Source organism: Tenacibaculum sp. DPLXC6, from assembly GCF_056815515.1.
Map to the genome: position 1 here is coordinate 2,659,501 of NZ_CP141806.1, position 18,472 is coordinate 2,677,972.

The 18,472-nt window shown below is 31.0% G+C and carries 17 protein-coding genes and 1 tRNA gene; 10 read left to right on the forward strand and 8 right to left on the reverse strand.

Translation table 11 applies throughout. From position 1 onward, the window contains the following. Positions 1 to 64: 64 nt before the first annotated feature. Positions 65 to 138: transfer RNA gene (locus tag VCM48_RS12045), tRNA-Ile, on the reverse strand. 53 nt (positions 139 to 191) lie between these two features. Beyond that, complete coding sequence (locus VCM48_RS12050; protein WP_482270665.1) at positions 192 to 1,163, reverse strand: polyprenyl synthetase family protein; 972 nt, start codon at positions 1,161 to 1,163, stop codon at positions 192 to 194. Positions 1,164 to 1,289: 126 nt separating this feature from the next. On the opposite strand from VCM48_RS12050, the gene VCM48_RS12055 reads away from it, so the two are divergent. The 4 genes from VCM48_RS12055 to VCM48_RS12070 are packed head-to-tail and all read left to right on the forward strand — an operon-like array spanning position 1,290 to position 7,999. Then, complete coding sequence (locus VCM48_RS12055; RefSeq protein WP_274640830.1) at positions 1,290 to 1,898, forward strand: TetR/AcrR family transcriptional regulator; 609 nt, start codon at positions 1,290 to 1,292, stop codon at positions 1,896 to 1,898. A gap of 5 nt (positions 1,899 to 1,903) precedes the next feature. Then, entirely contained in the window at positions 1,904 to 3,316 is a 1,413-nt protein-coding gene (locus VCM48_RS12060; RefSeq protein ID WP_274640829.1) for a TolC family protein, read from the forward strand. An 11-nt stretch (positions 3,317 to 3,327) separates the two neighbouring features. After that, positions 3,328 to 4,512 carry an efflux RND transporter periplasmic adaptor subunit gene (locus tag VCM48_RS12065; RefSeq protein ID WP_274640828.1) on the forward strand — a complete coding sequence of 395 codons (1,185 nt, stop codon included), beginning with the start codon at positions 3,328 to 3,330 and terminating at the stop codon, positions 4,510 to 4,512. 22 nt (positions 4,513 to 4,534) lie between these two features. Then, positions 4,535 to 7,999 carry an efflux RND transporter permease subunit gene (locus VCM48_RS12070; protein WP_482270666.1) on the forward strand — a complete coding sequence of 1,155 codons (3,465 nt, stop codon included), beginning with the start codon at positions 4,535 to 4,537 and terminating at the stop codon, positions 7,997 to 7,999. 75 nt (positions 8,000 to 8,074) lie between these two features. On the opposite strand, the gene VCM48_RS12075 is transcribed toward VCM48_RS12070, so the two are convergent. Continuing rightward, positions 8,075 to 10,402, reverse strand: coding sequence for a TonB-dependent receptor (locus tag VCM48_RS12075; protein WP_482270667.1), 2,328 nt, complete (start codon positions 10,400 to 10,402; stop codon positions 8,075 to 8,077). Between the two features lie 212 nt (positions 10,403 to 10,614). Here VCM48_RS12075 and VCM48_RS12080 point away from each other — a divergent pair, with 212 nt between their 5' ends. From VCM48_RS12080 to VCM48_RS12090, 3 genes are read left to right on the forward strand one after another with little or no spacing between them, the layout of a single operon-like run. After that, entirely contained in the window at positions 10,615 to 11,685 is a 1,071-nt protein-coding gene (locus VCM48_RS12080; RefSeq protein ID WP_482270668.1) for a sensor histidine kinase, read from the forward strand. Between the two features lie 7 nt (positions 11,686 to 11,692). Beyond that, the gene (locus tag VCM48_RS12085) at positions 11,693 to 12,403 is read left to right on the forward strand and encodes a LytR/AlgR family response regulator transcription factor (RefSeq protein ID WP_440122818.1); all 711 of its coding nucleotides are present in this window, start codon (positions 11,693 to 11,695) and stop codon (positions 12,401 to 12,403) included. A gap of 18 nt (positions 12,404 to 12,421) precedes the next feature. Then, entirely contained in the window at positions 12,422 to 12,892 is a 471-nt protein-coding gene (locus tag VCM48_RS12090) for a regulatory protein RecX (RefSeq protein ID WP_440120680.1), read from the forward strand. On the opposite strand, the gene VCM48_RS12095 is transcribed toward VCM48_RS12090, so the two are convergent. Then, positions 12,879 to 13,403, reverse strand: coding sequence for a hypothetical protein (locus VCM48_RS12095; protein WP_482270669.1), 525 nt, complete (start codon positions 13,401 to 13,403; stop codon positions 12,879 to 12,881). The genes VCM48_RS12090 and VCM48_RS12095 overlap by 14 nt on opposite strands. A gap of 183 nt (positions 13,404 to 13,586) precedes the next feature. Here VCM48_RS12095 and VCM48_RS12100 point away from each other — a divergent pair, with 183 nt between their 5' ends. The 3 genes from VCM48_RS12100 to VCM48_RS12110 all read left to right on the forward strand — a co-directional run bounded on the left by VCM48_RS12100 (position 13,587) and on the right by VCM48_RS12110 (position 15,825). Then, positions 13,587 to 14,552 (forward strand): NAD-dependent epimerase/dehydratase family protein, encoded by a 966-nt coding sequence (locus tag VCM48_RS12100; protein WP_482270670.1) that lies wholly within the window; start codon positions 13,587 to 13,589, stop codon positions 14,550 to 14,552. A 111-nt stretch (positions 14,553 to 14,663) separates the two neighbouring features. Continuing rightward, positions 14,664 to 15,254, forward strand: coding sequence for a thioredoxin family protein (locus tag VCM48_RS12105; protein WP_099215705.1), 591 nt, complete (start codon positions 14,664 to 14,666; stop codon positions 15,252 to 15,254). Positions 15,255 to 15,345: 91 nt separating this feature from the next. Then, positions 15,346 to 15,825, forward strand: coding sequence for an ABC transporter ATPase (locus VCM48_RS12110; RefSeq protein WP_482270671.1), 480 nt, complete (start codon positions 15,346 to 15,348; stop codon positions 15,823 to 15,825). Here VCM48_RS12110 and truB read toward each other — a convergent pair. The 4 genes from truB to VCM48_RS12130 are packed head-to-tail and all read right to left on the reverse strand — an operon-like array spanning position 15,820 to position 18,429. Further along, on the reverse strand, positions 15,820 to 16,503 hold the full coding sequence (gene truB, locus VCM48_RS12115; protein WP_482270672.1) for a tRNA pseudouridine(55) synthase TruB: 684 nt from the start codon (positions 16,501 to 16,503) through the stop codon (positions 15,820 to 15,822). The two genes, VCM48_RS12110 and truB, sit on opposite strands and share 6 nt — an antisense overlap. After that, entirely contained in the window at positions 16,504 to 17,298 is a 795-nt protein-coding gene (locus VCM48_RS12120; protein ID WP_273694389.1) for an undecaprenyl-diphosphate phosphatase, read from the reverse strand. It lies immediately after the preceding gene. 2 nt (positions 17,299 to 17,300) lie between these two features. Next, positions 17,301 to 17,543, reverse strand: coding sequence for a DUF3098 domain-containing protein (locus VCM48_RS12125; protein ID WP_047789969.1), 243 nt, complete (start codon positions 17,541 to 17,543; stop codon positions 17,301 to 17,303). Positions 17,544 to 17,550: 7 nt separating this feature from the next. Further along, positions 17,551 to 18,429, reverse strand: coding sequence for a cell division protein FtsX (locus tag VCM48_RS12130; RefSeq protein WP_482270673.1), 879 nt, complete (start codon positions 18,427 to 18,429; stop codon positions 17,551 to 17,553). Between the last annotated feature and the right edge of the window lie 43 nt (positions 18,430 to 18,472).

Below are 18,472 nucleotides of genomic sequence, written 5' to 3' on the forward strand. Positions count from 1 at the left end.
AATCCTTTTTTTAAGTAATTAGTAAAAACAAAAAAGCACCAACTAAATGTTGATGCTTTAAAGGTGGTCCCACATGGGCTCGAACCATGGACCCCCTGATTATGAGTCAGGTGCTCTAACCAACTGAGCTATAGGACCCGTTAAATTTGGATTGCAAAAATAAAAACTTTTTTAAATAAAAACCTATTTTTTTACACTTTTCTGCTCATTAAATTTTTACCAAAAGCACGTAAGCCTTCTTTGTGCTTATCAGAAATGTTAAGGTAATTTAAGCTTTCGAAAGACTTATCTGTATAGTACTCAATAAGTTTGTGTGTTTCTTCTGGTATGTTATTCTCCTTAAAAATAGTTGAAACTGTAGCTATTTTTTCAGTGTTATTTTTTTGTTTTCCGTTATAAAGATTTAATAAATCGTCTTTGTCAGTACCATTTGCTACTTCTAAAGCCTTTAAATAAAGGTATGTTTTCTTGTTTTCTATAATATCTCCACCAACTTGTTTACCAAAAGATTCAGGATCGCCAAAAGTGTCTAAGTAATCATCTTGTAACTGAAAAGCAATTCCTAGGTTTAATCCATAGTTGTATAAGTGTTGAGCTTGTTCTTCATCAGCTTTCGCAACAATAGCACCCATTTTTAAAGCAGCTGCAACTAAAACAGAAGTTTTTAATGTAATCATCTTAATGTATTCATCAATAGTTACATCATTTCTGGTTTCAAAATCAACATCTAATTGCTGACCATCACAAACCTCTAAAGCAGTTTTACTAAATAATTGTGCTAGTTTTTGGAAAATTTCAGGTTCATAGTTTTCAAAGTATTGATATGCTAAAATAAGCATAGCATCCCCCGATAATATCCCTGTGTTTATATTCCATTTTTCATGTACAGTTTCCTTTCCTCTCCTTAAAGGAGCATCATCCATTATATCATCGTGTACTAAAGTAAAGTTATGAAAAACTTCTACAGCAAATGCAGCTGGTAATGCTTTCTCATAATCGTTTGAAAAAACATCAGCAGCAATTAAGGTTAAGATTGGTCTAATTCTTTTACCGCCTAATCTTAGTATGTAGTCTACTGGTTCATAAAGGTTTTTAGGCTCTCTTGAAAATTTTTGAGATTCTAAAAAAGTTATAAAGTCTGATTGATATGATAATATGTCCAAATTTGAAATTTTTTGTAAAAATAAGGTAAAGATAAATTTTAACTATAACGTAATGTTAAAAAAAGATTAAAACTCTGGAAACTTTTTTTGTTTCTAGAGTTTCCTGTTGTACATTTGCAAACAATTATGAGAGATAAAATAATTAATAAAGCAGGAGAAATGTTTTTAACCCTTGGGTTTAAAAGCACAACGATGGATGATATTGCGAAAGAACTTGGGATGTCTAAAAAAACATTGTACAAGTACTTTTCAAATAAAACAGCTTTGGTAGATGCTAGTACAGAATCGGTTCATAATACAATTAGCGAAACGATTGATACAGTGAAAAGCCAAAACTATAATGCAGTTGAAGAAGAGTTTGCAGTGAAAGCAATTTTTAAAGAAATGTTTAAAAATGCAAAAACTTCACCAATGTATCAATTAAAAAAATACTATCCGGAAACGTATACAAAACTAATAGAACGAGAGGTGTGTATGTTTAGAGATTGTAATGTAGACAACTTAAAAAAAGGAGTTGAACAAGGTTTGTATAGAGCAAACATAAAAGGTGAGCTTTTAGTCAATTTTTATTTCACACTTGTTTTTGGTGTGTTTGAAAGCGAATTGTATAGTAACGACATGCAAGAGGTTATGGAAATTGAATATGAAATTTTAGAATATCATATTAGAGCAATAGCAACTCAAAAAGGAGTAGAAGAATTAGAAAAACAATTAAGAAAAATAAATAAAAACTAAAAACAATGAGGAAATACATATATGGTGTATTTGTGTTCTTTTTTACAGGGTATATCATTGCTCAAGAAAAAGAAATGAGTTTGTCAATGCAAGAAGCAATTGATTATGCTATAAAAAACAGTTACGACAATAAAGTGTCCTTAAATGATATAGAAGCAGCTAAAAAGAAAAAGTGGGAAACTACCACTATTGGTTTGCCACAAATTAATGGTAAAGTAGAGTATCAAAACTGGATAAAACAGCAAGTGTCTTTACTGCCTGTTGCAGCTTTTGATAATACTCAAAGTACAATAGATATTGTTGAAGAATATTTTGATGGGGTTGTAAGAAATGGTAATGAGGTAACAACACCAACAGGTTTTATTCCTTTAAGATTTGGAACAAAACAAACAATGAATGCATCGGTAACGTTATCTCAGTTAATTTTTGATGGTTCGTATTTGGTAGGGTTACAATCAGCAAAAACATATTTGAAAATCTCTGAGCAAGCAAAAGAAAAAACAGAATTAGCAACACGCGAAGCTGTTATTAATGCTTATGGAAATGTATTGGTTACTGAAAAATCAATTGAGATTTTAGAGAACAATAAAAAAGTACTAGAGAAAAACTTGAATGAAACTCAAAAGACTTATGATAATGGGTTAACAGAGTTAGAAAATGTAGAACAATTACAAATCACTTTAGGTAATGTAGAAAGTAACTTAAGAAATGCTGAACGACTAAAGGAAATAGCATATCAAATGTTGAATGTTTCTTTAGGAAACTCAATTGAAACTAAATTAACATTAACCTCTACATTAGATAATTTAGTTATTGATAACACCGACTTAAGTTTGTTAGCTACCCAATTTAATATCGATAACCATATTGATTTTAAAATAGCTCAAAACGACAGGGAAAGTAAGCGTTTATTAATGAAGTTAGAACAAAGTAAAGCTTTACCTAGTTTATCAGCATTTATAAACTATGGTGCTAATGCTAACTCAGACGATTTTAACTTTTTAGACAGTAATCAAAAATGGTTTGACTATTCGTTATTTGGAGTTACATTAAATGTGCCTATTTTCAGTTCTTTTGGAAGAAGCTCTAGAACAGCACAAGCAAAAATAGCATTAGAAAATGCAGATATACGATTAGAAGAAGCAAAGCAGAAGCTAAACTTACAGGTAGAGAGAGCTAAAAGTGAGTATCAATTAGGAATTGAAAACTACGAAACAGCTAAGAAAAATTTAGCGTTAGCTGAGCGAATAGAAAAAAAGCAACAAGTAAAGTTTTTTGAAGGAATTTCTTCAAGTTTTGATTTGCTACAAGCACAAAATCAGTTATACACGCAGCAAAACAATTACGTACAATCAATGTTAAACGTAATTGCTAAAAAAGCACAATTAGAAAACGCATTAAACATACCACTAAAATAAAATCAACTATAATGAGAAAAATATATTCACTATTCGCAATTACATTGCTTTTAGCCTCATGTGGAGGTAAAAAAGAGCAGTCTGTACAAGACGTAATAGCATCTAATGATTTAGCGAAAATTAGAGAGAAAAAAGCATCGTTAGACACACAAATGCAAACACTATCTGATGAAATTAAGGTTTTAAACGATAAAATTTCTGAGTTAGATACCAATAAAAAAGTTCCATTAATTACAGTGCTTTCTGCTAAGGAAGAGGTTTTTGATCACTATTTAGAATTACAAGGAGCAGTACAAACAAAGCAAAATGTACTTATCTATCCTGAAATGCCAGGGCTTTTAACACGTATTTACGTAAAAGAAGGGCAGTATGTTAAAAAGGGACAAACTTTAGCGAAAATTGATGATGGAGGTTTAGCTAATCAATTAGCTCAAATAGAAGCACAAGCAGCACTAGCAGAAACAACATATAAACGTCAAAAACGTTTGTGGGAACAAAAAATAGGATCTGAAATTCAGTTTTTACAAGCTAAAACTAACTATGAAGCACAAACCAACGCGGTTAGTCAATTAAGAAGACAGTTAGCAAAATCGGTAATTACAGCACCTTTTTCAGGAGTAATTGATGATGTAATAAAAGAGCAAGGAACAGTAGTAGCACCAGGAATGGGGTCTGAAGTTTTCAGAATTGTAAACTTAAAAAACATGTATATCGAAACAGATGTACCTGAAAGCTATATTACTTCTATTAAGAAAGGAAAAAATGTTGAGGTTGAGTTTCCAGTATTAGGAGAAAAGTTAACTTCTAAAATTCGTCAAGCAGGTAACTTTATTAATCCAGCAAACAGAACTTTTAAAGTAGAAGTTGAAGTTCCAAATAAAGATGGAAGCATAAAACCAAACTTAACAGCTAAGTTAAAAATCAATGATTACTCAAATGAGAAAGCAATTTTAATTCCTCAAAGTATTATTTCAGAAAATGCTAATGGAGAACAATATGTGTATGTGGTAGAAGACTTAAAAGATCAGGTAGGAACCGCTAAACAAACAATTATAACTACAGGAAAAACACAAGGAGATATTATTGAAGTTCTAAGCGGAATTGAAAACGGAACAAAAATTATTGAAGAAGGAGCTCGTAGTGTAAAAAACGGACAAGAGGTTAAGGTATTAACTCTTTCAGAAGAAGCAAAATAAGACACCAAAAATTATCCGTCTAATGACTGAAAAACAAAAAAAACAAGTAGATAAAGAGTTTGGTTTATCCTCTTGGGCAATAAATAATAAAACAACTATCTACGTAATGATGGTTATGATACTTATAACAGGTATTTCTGCCTTTTTAAGTATGCCAAGAGAAAATTTCCCAGAAATTAGAGAAACCAAAATTTATATAAGTTCTCTGTATCCAGGAAATACAGCTGAAGACATAGAGAAGTTAATTACCGATCCGTTAGAAGATAGACTTAAAACGGTAAGTAATGTAGTAGAAATAACCTCTACATCTCAAGAAGACTATTCAATGGTGGTTGTTGAGTTTGATGAAAACATATCAGTAGATCAAGCTAAACAAAAAGTAAAAGATGAAATAGATCAAGAAACGTCTGGAGAAGATTGGCCTACGTTTAACGGAGCTAAAGTAGAACCAAATGTTTTTGAACTAAGTATTTCTGAAGAAATGCCAATTCTAAATATCAATATCTCGGGAGATTACCCAGTAGATAAATTAAAAGAATTTGGTGAGTATTTGGAGGACGAAATTGAAGATTTACAAGAAATAAAAAAAGTAGATATCCGTGGTGCTGAAGAAAAAGAAGTTGAGGTAGCAGTTGATATTTACAAAATGATGGCAGCGCAAGTAAGTTTCCAAGATGTAATTAATGCAATTAATGGAGGAAACTTAACAATGTCTGCAGGTAATTTAATTGCTAGTGGACAACGACGTACTGTTAGAATTTTAGGAGAAATTGAAGATCCACAAGAATTACAAGATTTTGTAGTAAAATCAGAAAAAGGAAATTCAATTTACCTTAAAGACATAGCAAAGGTTTCTTTTAAAGATAAAGATAAAACTACCTATGCTCGTGAGTTTGGAGAAGCAGTAGTAATGCTGGATGTAAAAAAACGTTCAGGGAAAAACATGGTAGAGGCTGCTGAAAAAATTCAGAAAATAGTAGAAGATACCAAAGCCAATATATTTCCGAGTAATTTAAAAGTAACCATAGCTAACGATCAATCTTCAAAAACTATTGGTCAGGTAGATGATTTGGTAAATAACATCATCTTTGGGGTAATTTTAGTAGTATTAGTACTAATGTTCTTCTTAGGGTTTAAAAATGCCTTATTTGTTGGATTTGCGATACCAATGTCAATGTTTATGTCATTAATGATATTGAGTTGGCTAGGATATACCATGAATACCATGATTCTTTTTGGATTAATTATGGGACTGGGAATGTTGGTAGATAATGGTATTGTGGTTGTTGAAAACGTATACCGTTTAATGGATGAAGGTATGCCTAGAATTGAAGCTGCTAAAAAAGGAATTGGAGAAATTGCATTTCCAATTATTATTTCTACAGCAACAACAGTAGCAGCTTTTATTCCGTTAGGAATGTGGCCAGGAACTATGGGGCAGTTTATGATTTATTTCCCTGTAACATTATCTGTGGTATTAGGTTCATCATTATTTGTGGCAATATTTTTTAACTCAGTGTTAGTGTCACAGTTTATGAGTGTTGAAGATAAAAATATGCCATTAAGACGTATTATTATCTTATCGTCAGTAATGGCAGTGATAGGATTGTTAATAGCGCTATTAGGGGGAACTTATAGAGCATTGGGAACTGTAATGATTTTTACAGCGATTATGTTGTGGATTTACAGATTAGCTCTACGCCCTTGGGCAAATCGTTTTCAAAATACAGTGTTGCCACGTTGGGAGCGTTTTTATGAAAAAATGTTAAGAGGAGCTCTAAGAGGCTGGAGACCATACATTATTTCTTTAGGCACTTTAGTCTTATTGTTTATCGCTTTTGGAGGTTTTGGAGCTTCAATAGGAAGTCAACGTACAAAAGTTGAATTTTTCCCAGATAACACACCAAACCAGATTATTGTTTATATCGAATATCCACAAGGAACTGATATTGAAAAGACAAATCTGATAATGAAAGATTTGGAAGAACGTGTGTATAAAGTATTAAACTCACCAGAATATGTTGATAATGGTTATAATTTCTTAGTAGAGAGTGTAGTGTCTCAGGTGGGAGCTGGTTCTGGAAATCCACAAACAGATGGAGGTTCAACTGCAGAAATGCCTCATAAAGGAAAAATAACTGCTTCAATGCGTGAATACAAATACCGTAGAGGAGCTGATAGTAAAGAGTTACAAAGAAAAGTTACTGAAGCATTAAGAGGGATTTACCCTGGATTAGAAATTTCAGTAGAAAAAGAAGCGGTAGGTCCACCAGCAGGATATCCTATTAATATTGAGCTAGAAGGAAATGATTATGCAGAATTAATCAATACTGCAGAAAAGATGAGAGATTTCATCAACTCAAAAAGTATTGCAGGTATTGATGAATTAAAGATTGATGTAAACAAATCTAAACCATCAATGTTGGTAAATGTTGATCGTAAAAAAGCAGGAGAATTAGGAGTAAGTTCATCGCAAGTAGGAAACCAATTGCGTAATGCTATTTTTGGTTCTAAAGCGGGTATTTACAAAGAAGATGGTGATGACTATGATATTTATGTTCGTTTTAATAAAGAAAACAGGTATAATAAAAGTGCAATTTTTAATCAGAAAATTACTTTTAGAGATATGTCTTCAGGAACGATCAAAGAAATTCCTGTATCGGCAGTAGCCAAACAAACAAATACCTCAGGATTTAGTGCAATTAAGCATAAAGATGTAAAAAGAGTGGTAACCGTATATTCTGCTTTAGCACCAGGGTATACAGATGCTGCAGCGATTGTTTCAAAAATTCAAAATGAAATGAAGACATTTACTGAAAAACCAGATTCGGTAAAAGTTGACTATACAGGACAAATTGAAGAGCAAAACAAACAGATGGCATTCTTAATGAAAGCATTTTTTGGAGGTTTAGGATTAATTTTCTTGATTTTAATTTTCCAGTTTAACTCAGTTTCTAAGCCAGCAATCATCATGCTAGCAATCTTCTTGAGTTTAATAGGAGTATTTGGAGGATTAATTATTACGGCAAAACCATTCGTAATTATGATGACTATGATGGGAATTATTTCGTTGGCAGGTATTGTGGTAAACAACGGGGTAGTACTGCTCGATTATACTCAGTTATTAATTGATCGTAAAAAAGTAGAACATGGATTGTCTTCTGATGAGTTTGTAGATGTACATACTTTAGGAGAAGCTATTATTAGAGGAGGAAAAGCACGTTTACGTCCAGTACTTTTAACGGCAATCACAACCATTTTAGGGTTAATTCCATTAGCAACAGGTTTAAATATTAATTTCTTTACCTTAGCTAGTGAGTTGAATCCACATATATATGTTGGAGGGGATAATGTAATTTTCTGGGGTCCATTAGCATGGACTGTTATTTATGGATTATTCATAGCAACTTTCTTGACATTAATTGTAGTACCGATATTATTCTACCTAATCACTAAGTTTAAAATGTGGTTACGTAGCGTTTTATAATTGATTTTTTGTTAACTGTAAAAAGGGTTAAAAGTAAATTACTTTTAACCCTTTTTTAATTGTGTAGAACAATAATTAATCAGGTAATCGATCTCTGTCCTTTTTTGTTCTGTTAAATCGATAAGTAAAAGTTACAGAAGAGTATCTACCAACAGGTTTGTTATACCTTGTTGCGATGTAGTTTTCACCAGTAATTAACTGTTTACTTACTCTAGAATCAAAAATATTGTTCATGTTTAAAGTAAGTGTAGCTTTGTCATTCCAAAAGTCTTTACTTACTCCGATGTTAGCTCTATACTGAGCTTCAGAAAATATTTGTCCGCTCTGTCTTTCTCCAAGATAATTTATGCTAGATTGAATAGTTAATCTTGAAAACTTCATTCTAGAGTTTAAACGAGTAGACCATGTGTTGTCATCAACAGTATATATTCCTCTTTGGTCGAAAGAATAATAGTTGAATTCACTAGATAGTCTCCACCATTTATAAGGAGAATATCGAATGGCTAATTCAGCACCAAATCTTTTTTCAGTTCCTGAGTTAATAGGTTTGGAAATTAAAGCTCCAAAAGAGTTTGTTACAACCAAAGTTTCAAACACATTAGTAGTTCGTTGGTAATATATAGAAGGGTTTAAGGTGAATTTACTCCATCTTTTTAATAAACCTAATTCGAAAGAGTTTGTATACATTGGGTTTAAATCAGGATTACCTACGCGTATGTTTCTTCGATCAGAAATTCCACCAAAAGGGTTTAAGTGCCAAAAACTAGGGCGTCTAATTCTTCTACTATAACTTAATTGCAAATTAGTAGCTTGATTAAAGCTGTATGTAAAATGGGCAGTAGGAAATAAATCAGTATACTTTTTACTAGTTTTAAATTGATTGTTTCTATCGGTACTTCCAGTATTGGCATGTTCAGCACGTAAGCCTAATAAGTATTGAAGTTTATTTTTTTTGTTTCCATATTGAATATAAGCTCCATAAATACGCTCATTATATTTTAATAAGTTGTTTAAACTATCAATTATAACAGCATTATCCCAAACTTTATAATCACTATCAATGTTTCTAATTTCTCCTTTTATTCCCATTTCTAAATGTGATTTTTCAATAATAGGTAGTTTAAAGTCAGATTGGAATAAAAAATCTTTACTACTTTCTATATCTCTACTTCGTAGAATATTTATAGCCGAAGTTGTAGGAAATTGTTGTTGTTCTTTAACTAATTCATTTTCGTCATCATTCCAAAAATCATATTGAAAATTAGCAGTAAATTTTTGTCCTTTTTTGGCGAACGTTTTTACGTAATTTAGTTCAATTTGATTTGCCTTTTGGGGCTCTCTATATGATTCTTGTGTAGTAAGAATGCTATCTGTTTGTTGCGTGTTGTCTAAAAAATTAAAAGTATAATCAACTTTGTTTTTACTTGTATTGTTTCTATGGTAGTAACTTAGAGTAAGGGTGTTTTTATCATTAATGTAATAATCACTTCCAAAATAAAGATTAAAAGTACTACGGCTTCTAGTAGTATTTGTAACTCTGTTAGAGTAAGAGGTTACTGTCCCATTATCGAGGTTAGTTCTGTTCAAGTACCCATTTCCATCGAAAGACATATAACGATATCCAATATTAGAAAATAAATTAAATTTCTCTTTTTTGTAGTTCATATTGTAGTTGATATTATGATTATCAGGAATTCCAGTAGTTAGCTGTAAAGAGCTACCAAAACCACCACTTTTATTTTTTTTTAAGATAATATTGATGATTCCAGCTGTTCCACTAGCATCATACTTAGCGGAAGGGTTGGTAACTACTTCAACTTTTTCTATGTTTTCGGAAGGAATTGACTCTAAGCCGTTGTTTGCTGTTAAAACAGAAGGTTTTCCGTTAATTAAAATACGAACATTCGGATTGCCACGTAAGCTTATACCTCCTTCAATATCTACACTTACTGACGGAACGTTATTTAAAACATCATTAACAGAACCACCTTTAGAAACTAAATCTTTACCAACATTGAATACACGTTTATCTAGTTTGTACTCCGTGGTAGATTTTTCGGCTGTAATTTCTATTTCATCTAAGGCTTGTAAGTCTTCTTGAAGAAGGATAGTTTGAAGTGATTGGTTTTTGGTTAGTGAAATATTGTTTATTGAATGATTTTTAAAACCAATAAACTCCACTTTAATATTATACTGACCTTTTTTAATATTCATTAAAAATTCTCCTTGGCTATTAGTAGATTCTCCAGCAACAACTTTGTTTGTTGTTGGATTGGTTAAAATTATAGTGGCAAATTCTAAAGGTTGTTTGGTGTTTCTTTCTACAACTTTACCTGTAAGTGTTATTTGAGCAGATAACTGAATAGAAATAAATAGTAGAAGAGTAAATAAAGGCTTTTTCATTATTACTTAATATTTGAATTATGTAGCAAAGATGAATTTAAAAGGCATGCGGGTTTGCCATAATAGATGAAGTACTACAAATAATCGACGTATTGAGGATTATTTAATAGAAAAGCAAATTAAGGCTTGAAAAAGCTTTATTCAGGATGTAAAAGCTCTAGTTTGTCGATTTGGTACTATAAATACTAAAGCTATTTATATCTTTACGAACTATGATGATAAGAACAGCCATTATTACTTTTTTTTCAAAGAGTAGAGTATTACAACATATACTATTTTGGTGTGTGTTCCTTGTTTTAGATTTTCCTAAAGATTCACTTATATATCAAGAAGAGTTTTCTTTTTTAGGAACCTTTGTAATGTCTCTATGTCATTTGATTCCCAAGATAATTATATCCTATTTCATAGCTTATTATGTTATTCCGAAGTTTTTATTGAAGAAAAAATATATAATTACAGTTGTTTTGTTTTTAATAGGAACATATTTATTAGCAGCGTTCAACAGGGTTTTGGTTGTGCATGTAGGAGAAACATTAATAAGAAAAGGAGTTTTTACACAAGAGCCCCTTTTGGAGATTTTAACTGATTGGAAAAAGTTGTTGTTTGGTTATATTCCAAATATGTATTTAACAACTTTGGTTTTCCTTTCTGTAAAATATTTTCTGGATTATAAAAGAGTTAAAGAAAAAGAACTAGTATTTGAAAAAGAAAAAACGGAAGCAGAATTAAAAACATTAAAAGCACAATTAAACCCACATTTCTTATTCAATACTCTTAATAATATTTATAGTTTGTCTTTGAGTAACTCGCCCAAAACACCAACCTCAATAGGTAAACTATCAGAAATGTTAGATTATGTCTTGTATAGATGTAATACTAAGTTTGTGTTACTTTCTAATGAAATACAATTGATAGAAAATTATATAGAGTTAGAAAAACTAAGGTACGACTCACGTTTAAAAGTTTCTTTGATAAATAATGTAGAAGAAGACATCAAAATACCACCATTGATATTGTTATCGTTAGTTGAAAATGCTTTTAAACATGGTGCAGGAGAAGATAGTGGGTCGCCGGAAATTAAAATTGAGCTTTTAAGCATAGAGAATAGTTTTAACTTTAAAATTTCTAATACAGTTTCCAAAGATTATATTCTCAAAAAAGAGAGTATAGGTTTGTCAAACGTTAGAAAACAATTAGATTTAATCTATCAAGACCAATATAGTTTGATAATAGAGAATGAAGAAAATGAATTTAAGGTAGTTTTAAAGATTTATTCAAATTAAGTAGTTGATGAAAGTAAAATGTTTAGTGGTTGATGATGAGCCTTTAGCAAGAGAATTAATAGAGAATCACATCTCAAAAATACCGGCACTAGAAATAGTGGGGAGCTGTGACAATGCACTTAAAGCATTTGAAGTTATAAGTTCTCAAGAAATAGATTTACTGTTTTTAGATATAAAAATGCCTAATATTACAGGAATAGACTTTTTAAAAACAATTAAAAACCCACCAAAAACAATTTTTACAACAGCCTACAGAGATTATGCTCTTGAAAGTTATGATTTGGAAGTGCTAGACTACTTATTAAAACCAATAACTTTTGAGCGTTTTTTTAAAGCTGTAGATCGCTTTTTGAGGTCAATAAAGGAGAGTGATATGTCTATAACCAAAGAAAACGAAAACACAGAAGAGTTTTTGTTACTGAAATCAGGAAGTAAGTACCACAAAGTCTTTATTGGAGATATATTATTTATAGAGAGCTTAAAAGATTATGTAAAAGTTCATACAGTTAATGATAAACGTGTTGTAACTAAGTATAAGATAAGCGATATTGAAGAAAAATTAAATAGTAATTTTTTAAGAGTACACAGATCTTATATTATCAATACGAATAAAATATCTGCTTTTACAATTAACGATATTGAAATAAATTCAAAAGAAATTCCAATAGGCGCTAGTTATAAAGAAAAGGTAGTCTCTTTTTTGAATCAATGGAAATAGAATTTATATTTTCGTGCTATGAGCAAACCGGTTTTTACAGTTGAAGAAATAAAAAGGAAGATTGAGCAGTATTGTGTTTACCAAGATCGATGTCATAAAGAAGTAGAGAAAAAACTTAAAGATTATAACTTAATTCCAGAAGCAAGAGAACATATTTTATTACACTTATTAGAACACAATTTCCTGAATGAGGAACGATTTTCAAAAAGTTTTGCTAGAGGGAAATTCAGAATTAAAAAATGGGGAAAAGACCGAATCGTTAGAGAATTGAAATTTAGAGATATTTCCGCTTATAACATAAAATCAGCTCTGAAAGAAATCGACGAAGAGGAGTATATCAAAACCTTATATAATTTGGTCGAAAAAAAGAATGCATCAGTTTCTGAAACAAACCATTTCAAAAGAAAAAAGAAAATTGCTGATTATCTTTTATACAGAGGGTTTGAAAGTAGTTTAATATACGAAGCCTTAAAAACTATTGATTCTTAAATAGGCTATCAAGATTTATTTCACTGTCAAACTTTTTCTTAGTGTAAACTGTATTAATCTTATCGTTAACACTACTAAAAAGCATCATAATTTTTTCAACCTGACTGTTAACCTGATTCGCAGATATTGACGGAATAAAAGTCATGTCTGCTAAACGTAAAGTCTCATTTTCAAAAACATTAATACGTGCTTTAAAAGCAGGTGTTTTAAGCGATTCTATATTTAAACTATCCTTAAATTGCTTGGTAAGTGTTTTTAGTTCTAAAGCATTGTTTAAAGCTTCTGTAGGAGTTGTGTTTTGTAATTCTTGTAAAAAATCTTCAACTATAAAATACTCTTTCCAAGGTTTAATTTCATTAACATATTTTTCATTTATTTTAGAGTAATCAGTATGCTTAACCGAAATATTCATTTCAGTTTTAGTTGGTAACTCTTCTTTTTGCTCACTCTTTTTTTTACAAGAAGTAACTAAAACAAAGAATGAAGCAATAACAAATAAAAAACGACTCATTTTAATAAAATAATTAAGCGATAAAAGTACATATTTTACTTGGCATTCTTTGTAGAATTAAATTAGAAGTTTGAAATCAGTAGATTAGCAGTCTCTTTTGTAGATAGTTAAAAAAGAATAAATACTTTTTGCGAAATCTTAAATTTAATAACTTTGCAAACATCTATTTTTGAATAATTTAAAATGAGTGAAACGATATTAATTTTAGGAGCTTGCGGGCAAATAGGAACAGAATTAACCCAAAAATTGCGTTCTATTTATGGAGCAGATAATGTAATAGCTTCCGATATTAGAGAAGGAAATGCAGAAATGATGAGTTCTGGACCTTTTGAAATCATCGATGCTACCAACCAAGAGCAAATTTTAAGTGTTGTTCAAAAATATAAAGTAACCCAAGTGTATTTAATGGCGGCAATGTTATCTGCAACAGCAGAAAAATATCCATTAAAAGGTTGGGATTTAAACATGACTTCGTTGTTAGCGGTATTGGAATTAGCTAGAGAAAAGCATATTCAAAAAATATATTGGCCTAGTTCAATGGCTGCTTTTGGACCAACATCACCAAAAATGAATACACCACAGCAAACAATCATGGAGCCTTCTACAGTTTATGGAATAAGTAAAGTAGCAGGAGAGCATTGGTGTAATTATTACCACGATAAATATGGGGTAGATGTACGAAGCATCCGTTATCCAGGAATTATAAGCTGGAAAACTTTGCCAGGTGGAGGAACGACTGATTATGCTGTTGATATTTACTTTGATGCATTGAAAAAAGGAACTTTTGAGTGCTTTTTATCAGAAAATACACGTTTGCCAATGATGTATATGGACGATGCTATTAATGCGACTATCCAATTAATGCAAGCAGATGAGAAGAATATTAAAACAAGAACTTCATACAACTTAGCGGCAATTAGTTTTACACCAGCTGAAATAGCTACTGAAATTAAAAAATACATTCCAGAGTTTACCATTACGTATAATCCAGACTTTAGACAAGCAATTGCTGACAGTTGGCCTCAAGTAATTGATGATTCAGCAGCAAGAAAAGATTGGGGATGGAGACATCAGTTTGATTTAGCTTCTATGACTAAAGATATTATTACCAATTTACAAGCAAAAGCTCAAGAGTCAGCTGAAGTGTAAGGTTGTATTTGTGTTTTCGTCTATGTTATTCAAGTTTTATAGTGAATTGTAACTTAGGTTACCTAAGGTTCACTATAGATAAAATACTTTTGTAATAACAATATATTTACGATGAAAAAAATTATTCAAAATAGCTTAGAAAAGGCACTGTCTTATAATGAATATAGAGACTTAGTAAGTGATTTATTGTCGCAAGGAAAATCTACAGGACCTAATCAATCAGATGATTTATTAAACTATAGTAAGTTAAATGATAAACGTATGAAACGTTTAGATAAAACCGTAAAACTTACTAAAGAGACACTTGCTAAAATTAAAGATGTAAAAGAACCACAAACTTGGTTAGTATTAACTGAAGGATGGTGTGGTGATGCAGCACAAAACTTACCTGTAATTAATAAAATAGCAGAAGAAAATCCAAACATCAATTTAAAACTAGTTTTACGAGATGAAAATTTAGAGTTGATGGATAAATTTTTAACGAATGGAGGAAGATCAATACCTAAGTTAATTGCTTTAAATCAGGAGAACGAAGTAATCAACACATGGGGACCAAGACCTACCACAGCAACTAAAATGGTTGTTGATTATAAAGAAAAACATGGTAGTTTGGATGCTGACTTTAAAACAGATTTACAAGTTTGGTATAACAAAAATAAAGGAGAAAATACACAAGAAGATTTAGTGTCAATGCTTCAGTAATATAGTGCATAAAAAAGCTAGAAATTCCCCTTTTTGTTTTTGTCAAAAAGGGGAATTGTTTTCTGTATCTTTGCGTCCATAAGGAATAAATATGTTTGTAGAATTCAGTAGTTTATCAGAAGAGGCAAAAGTTTGGGTATATCCATCAAGTCGAAAATTTTATCCGCAAGAAATTGACGGGCTAAAAGAAAAGTTACAAGGCTTTATTGATGGATGGAAGTCTGAAGATACTGACTTCAAAGCTTCTTTTGAGCTGAAATATAATCGTTTTATTATTTTTTCTGTCGAAGAAGGTTCAATATTAACGAATGCAGATATTGATAAACAAGTAGCATTTATTTTACAACTACAACAAGAATATAGAGTAGAGTTGTTAGACAAAATGAATGTGTGTTTTAAGCAAGGAGAATTTATTCAGTACAAAGACGTCAAAGAATTTAAAAAGTTGCTTAAAAAGAAGTCTGTATCAGCTAAAACAATAGTTTTTGATAATTTAGTACAAACTAAAATAGAATTAGAAAATTACTGGGAAGTACCTATTACAGAAAGTTGGTATAGCCGATTTTTATAAGTTTTCTATAAACTCATCAACACTCTGAGCATTATCTACAGAAAAATCTCCAATCTTGGTTCTTCGTAATACAGATAAATGTGCTCCAGAATTTAGTGCAACTCCATAGTCGTTGGCAATAGAACGAATATAAGTTCCTTTACTACATACAATTCTGAATTCAACATTTGGTAAATCAATCTTTGTGATTTCAAACTCATTGATTTCTACTTCACGAGCTTTAATTTCTGTAGTTTCACCTTTACGAGCCAACTCGTATAAACGTTTTCCATCCTTTTTAATGGCAGAAAAAATTGGTGGTTTTTGCTGAATTTTTCCTGTGAATTGCTCCGTAGTTTTATGCAGTAACTCTTCTGTTATATGTTCTATAGGAAACGTTTCGTTGATTTCTGTTTCTAAATCGTAACTTGGCGTTGTAGCCCCCACAACAAACGTACCTGTATATTCTTTTACTTGTCCCTGATACTCGTTGATGTTTTTAGTTTGTTTACCAGTACAAATAATTAACAAACCAGTTGCCAAAGGGTCAAGCGTTCCAGCATGTCCTACTTTAATTTTTTTAATATCAAAACGTTTACGGATATGCCAGCGTAGCTTATTCACTACTTGAAAAGAAGTCCATTCTAAAGGTTTGTCAATCAATAAAACTTGTCCGTTTTTGTAATCTTCTGCAGTCATCTAGAAAAATAAAGAATAGCCAATGGCAATTAAACCTACAATAGCGCAGTATAATGAGAAGTATGATAATTTACTCTTTTTAACTAAGGCTATCATCCAAGTACACGCTAATAATCCTGAGATAAAAGCAGCAACAAATCCAGCAGATAATGGAACGATCTCTGAGCTCTGAAAATTAATATCACCACTTAAAATATCTTTAGCAACTTTGCCTAAAATTAAAGGTACCACCATTAAAAATGAAAAACGAGCCGCTTTAGTTCGGTCTACACCTAATAATACAGATGTTGAAATAGTAGCTCCTGAACGTGAAATTCCAGGTAACATGGCAATTGCTTGAGAGATTCCTATAATTACTGAACTTTTAAAAGAAACACTTTTGTTAGTGTTCTTAGCTTTATCAGCTAATAAAAGTAGTACAGCAGTTACTAAAAGCATAAAACCTACTAATAAAACTTTCCCTCCAAAAAAGCTTTCCAATTCTTTTTCAAAGGTTAACCCAATTACTACAGCAGGAATCATAGAAAGAATAATTTTTACAGAAAATTGCATTTCCTCATTCCATTTAAACTGAAATAAACCTCTAAAAATCTCAGCAATTTCTTTTCTAAATACTACAATAGTACTTAATGCTGTTGCAGCATGTAAAACCACAGTAAATGTCAAACTTTCTTGAGGTACAGAAGTATCTCCAAATAAAGCTTTTGCTAATTCTAAATGACCACTAGAGGAAACGGGTAAAAATTCAGTAAGACCCTGGATAATTCCAAGAATAATTGCTTCTAATAAATCCATGCTTATTTTTTAGGATTGGCAAAAATAGCATAAATTTCTATACCCAATCCGATAATTACTAAGGTAGGAGCTAAACGAATTCTACGCCAACTATATATTTCTGGATTAAATACATTAGGATCATCACTACCGCCGCCTGCCATTAAAATAAACCCTAAGGCAATTACAGCAATACCAATAAGCATAATGATATAGTTTCGTTTACCGAATAGAAATTCTTGTTTTGGTGAATTGTCTTTTTTCATAAATATTTTAGTAGTACAAATCGTTGGTTTGTAAATTTAAGAATCGTTGTGTAGCAAAGAAAGTGCTAATCCATGTAATAAAAAAAGCAACAAGTATAACTCCTCCAGCTACATAACCTAAAGCAACATAGTCTGTAAGTAGTTCTAATGTAGGGATGTATTTATCTACATAATAAATTAAAATACCTAATCCACTTATTGCTATAAAAGCACCTAATAATCCTAGCTTAATACTTTGCCAAATAAAAGGTTTACGAATAAAGCTCTTAGTAGCACCAACCATTTGCATGGTTTTTATGTTGAATCGTTTTGAGTAAATTGACAATCGGATGGAACTGTTTATTAAAATAATAGCAACTAACCCGAAAAAACCACTCAATACTAACAGCCAAAAACTAATGCGTTGGATGTTTTTGGTAAGTAATTGCACTAATGGTTTATCATAGCTTACTTCTGCAACAAACTTGTTTTTATCAAAAGATTTTTCAAGTTCACTCATTTTTTCAGGAGTCACAAAATCTGCTTTTAGATAAATGTCAATTCCATTTTTTAAGGGATTATCTCCCAAAAACTGTAAAAAATCTTCACCTAAATCTTTTTTATACTCTTTGGCAGCGTCTTCTTTAGAAATATAAACAACCTTGTTAACAAACGTCTCTTTTTTAATTGATTCCTTAAGACTTTTAATGTTTTTATCAGCTACTTCATCTTTTAAGAAAAGCGTCATAACTACTTTTTCCTTAAAGTGATTCGCAACTTTTGTTGATTTTAAAAGAACTAAACCTAAAACACCAATCATAAAAAGTACTAAAGCAATACTTACTACTACTGATATGTATGAAGATTGTAATCGGCGTTTTTGAAAAGAATCAAAAGAGGTTGTCATTAGTAAATACTGATTTTAAGGCGTTGCAAGATACAAATATTTA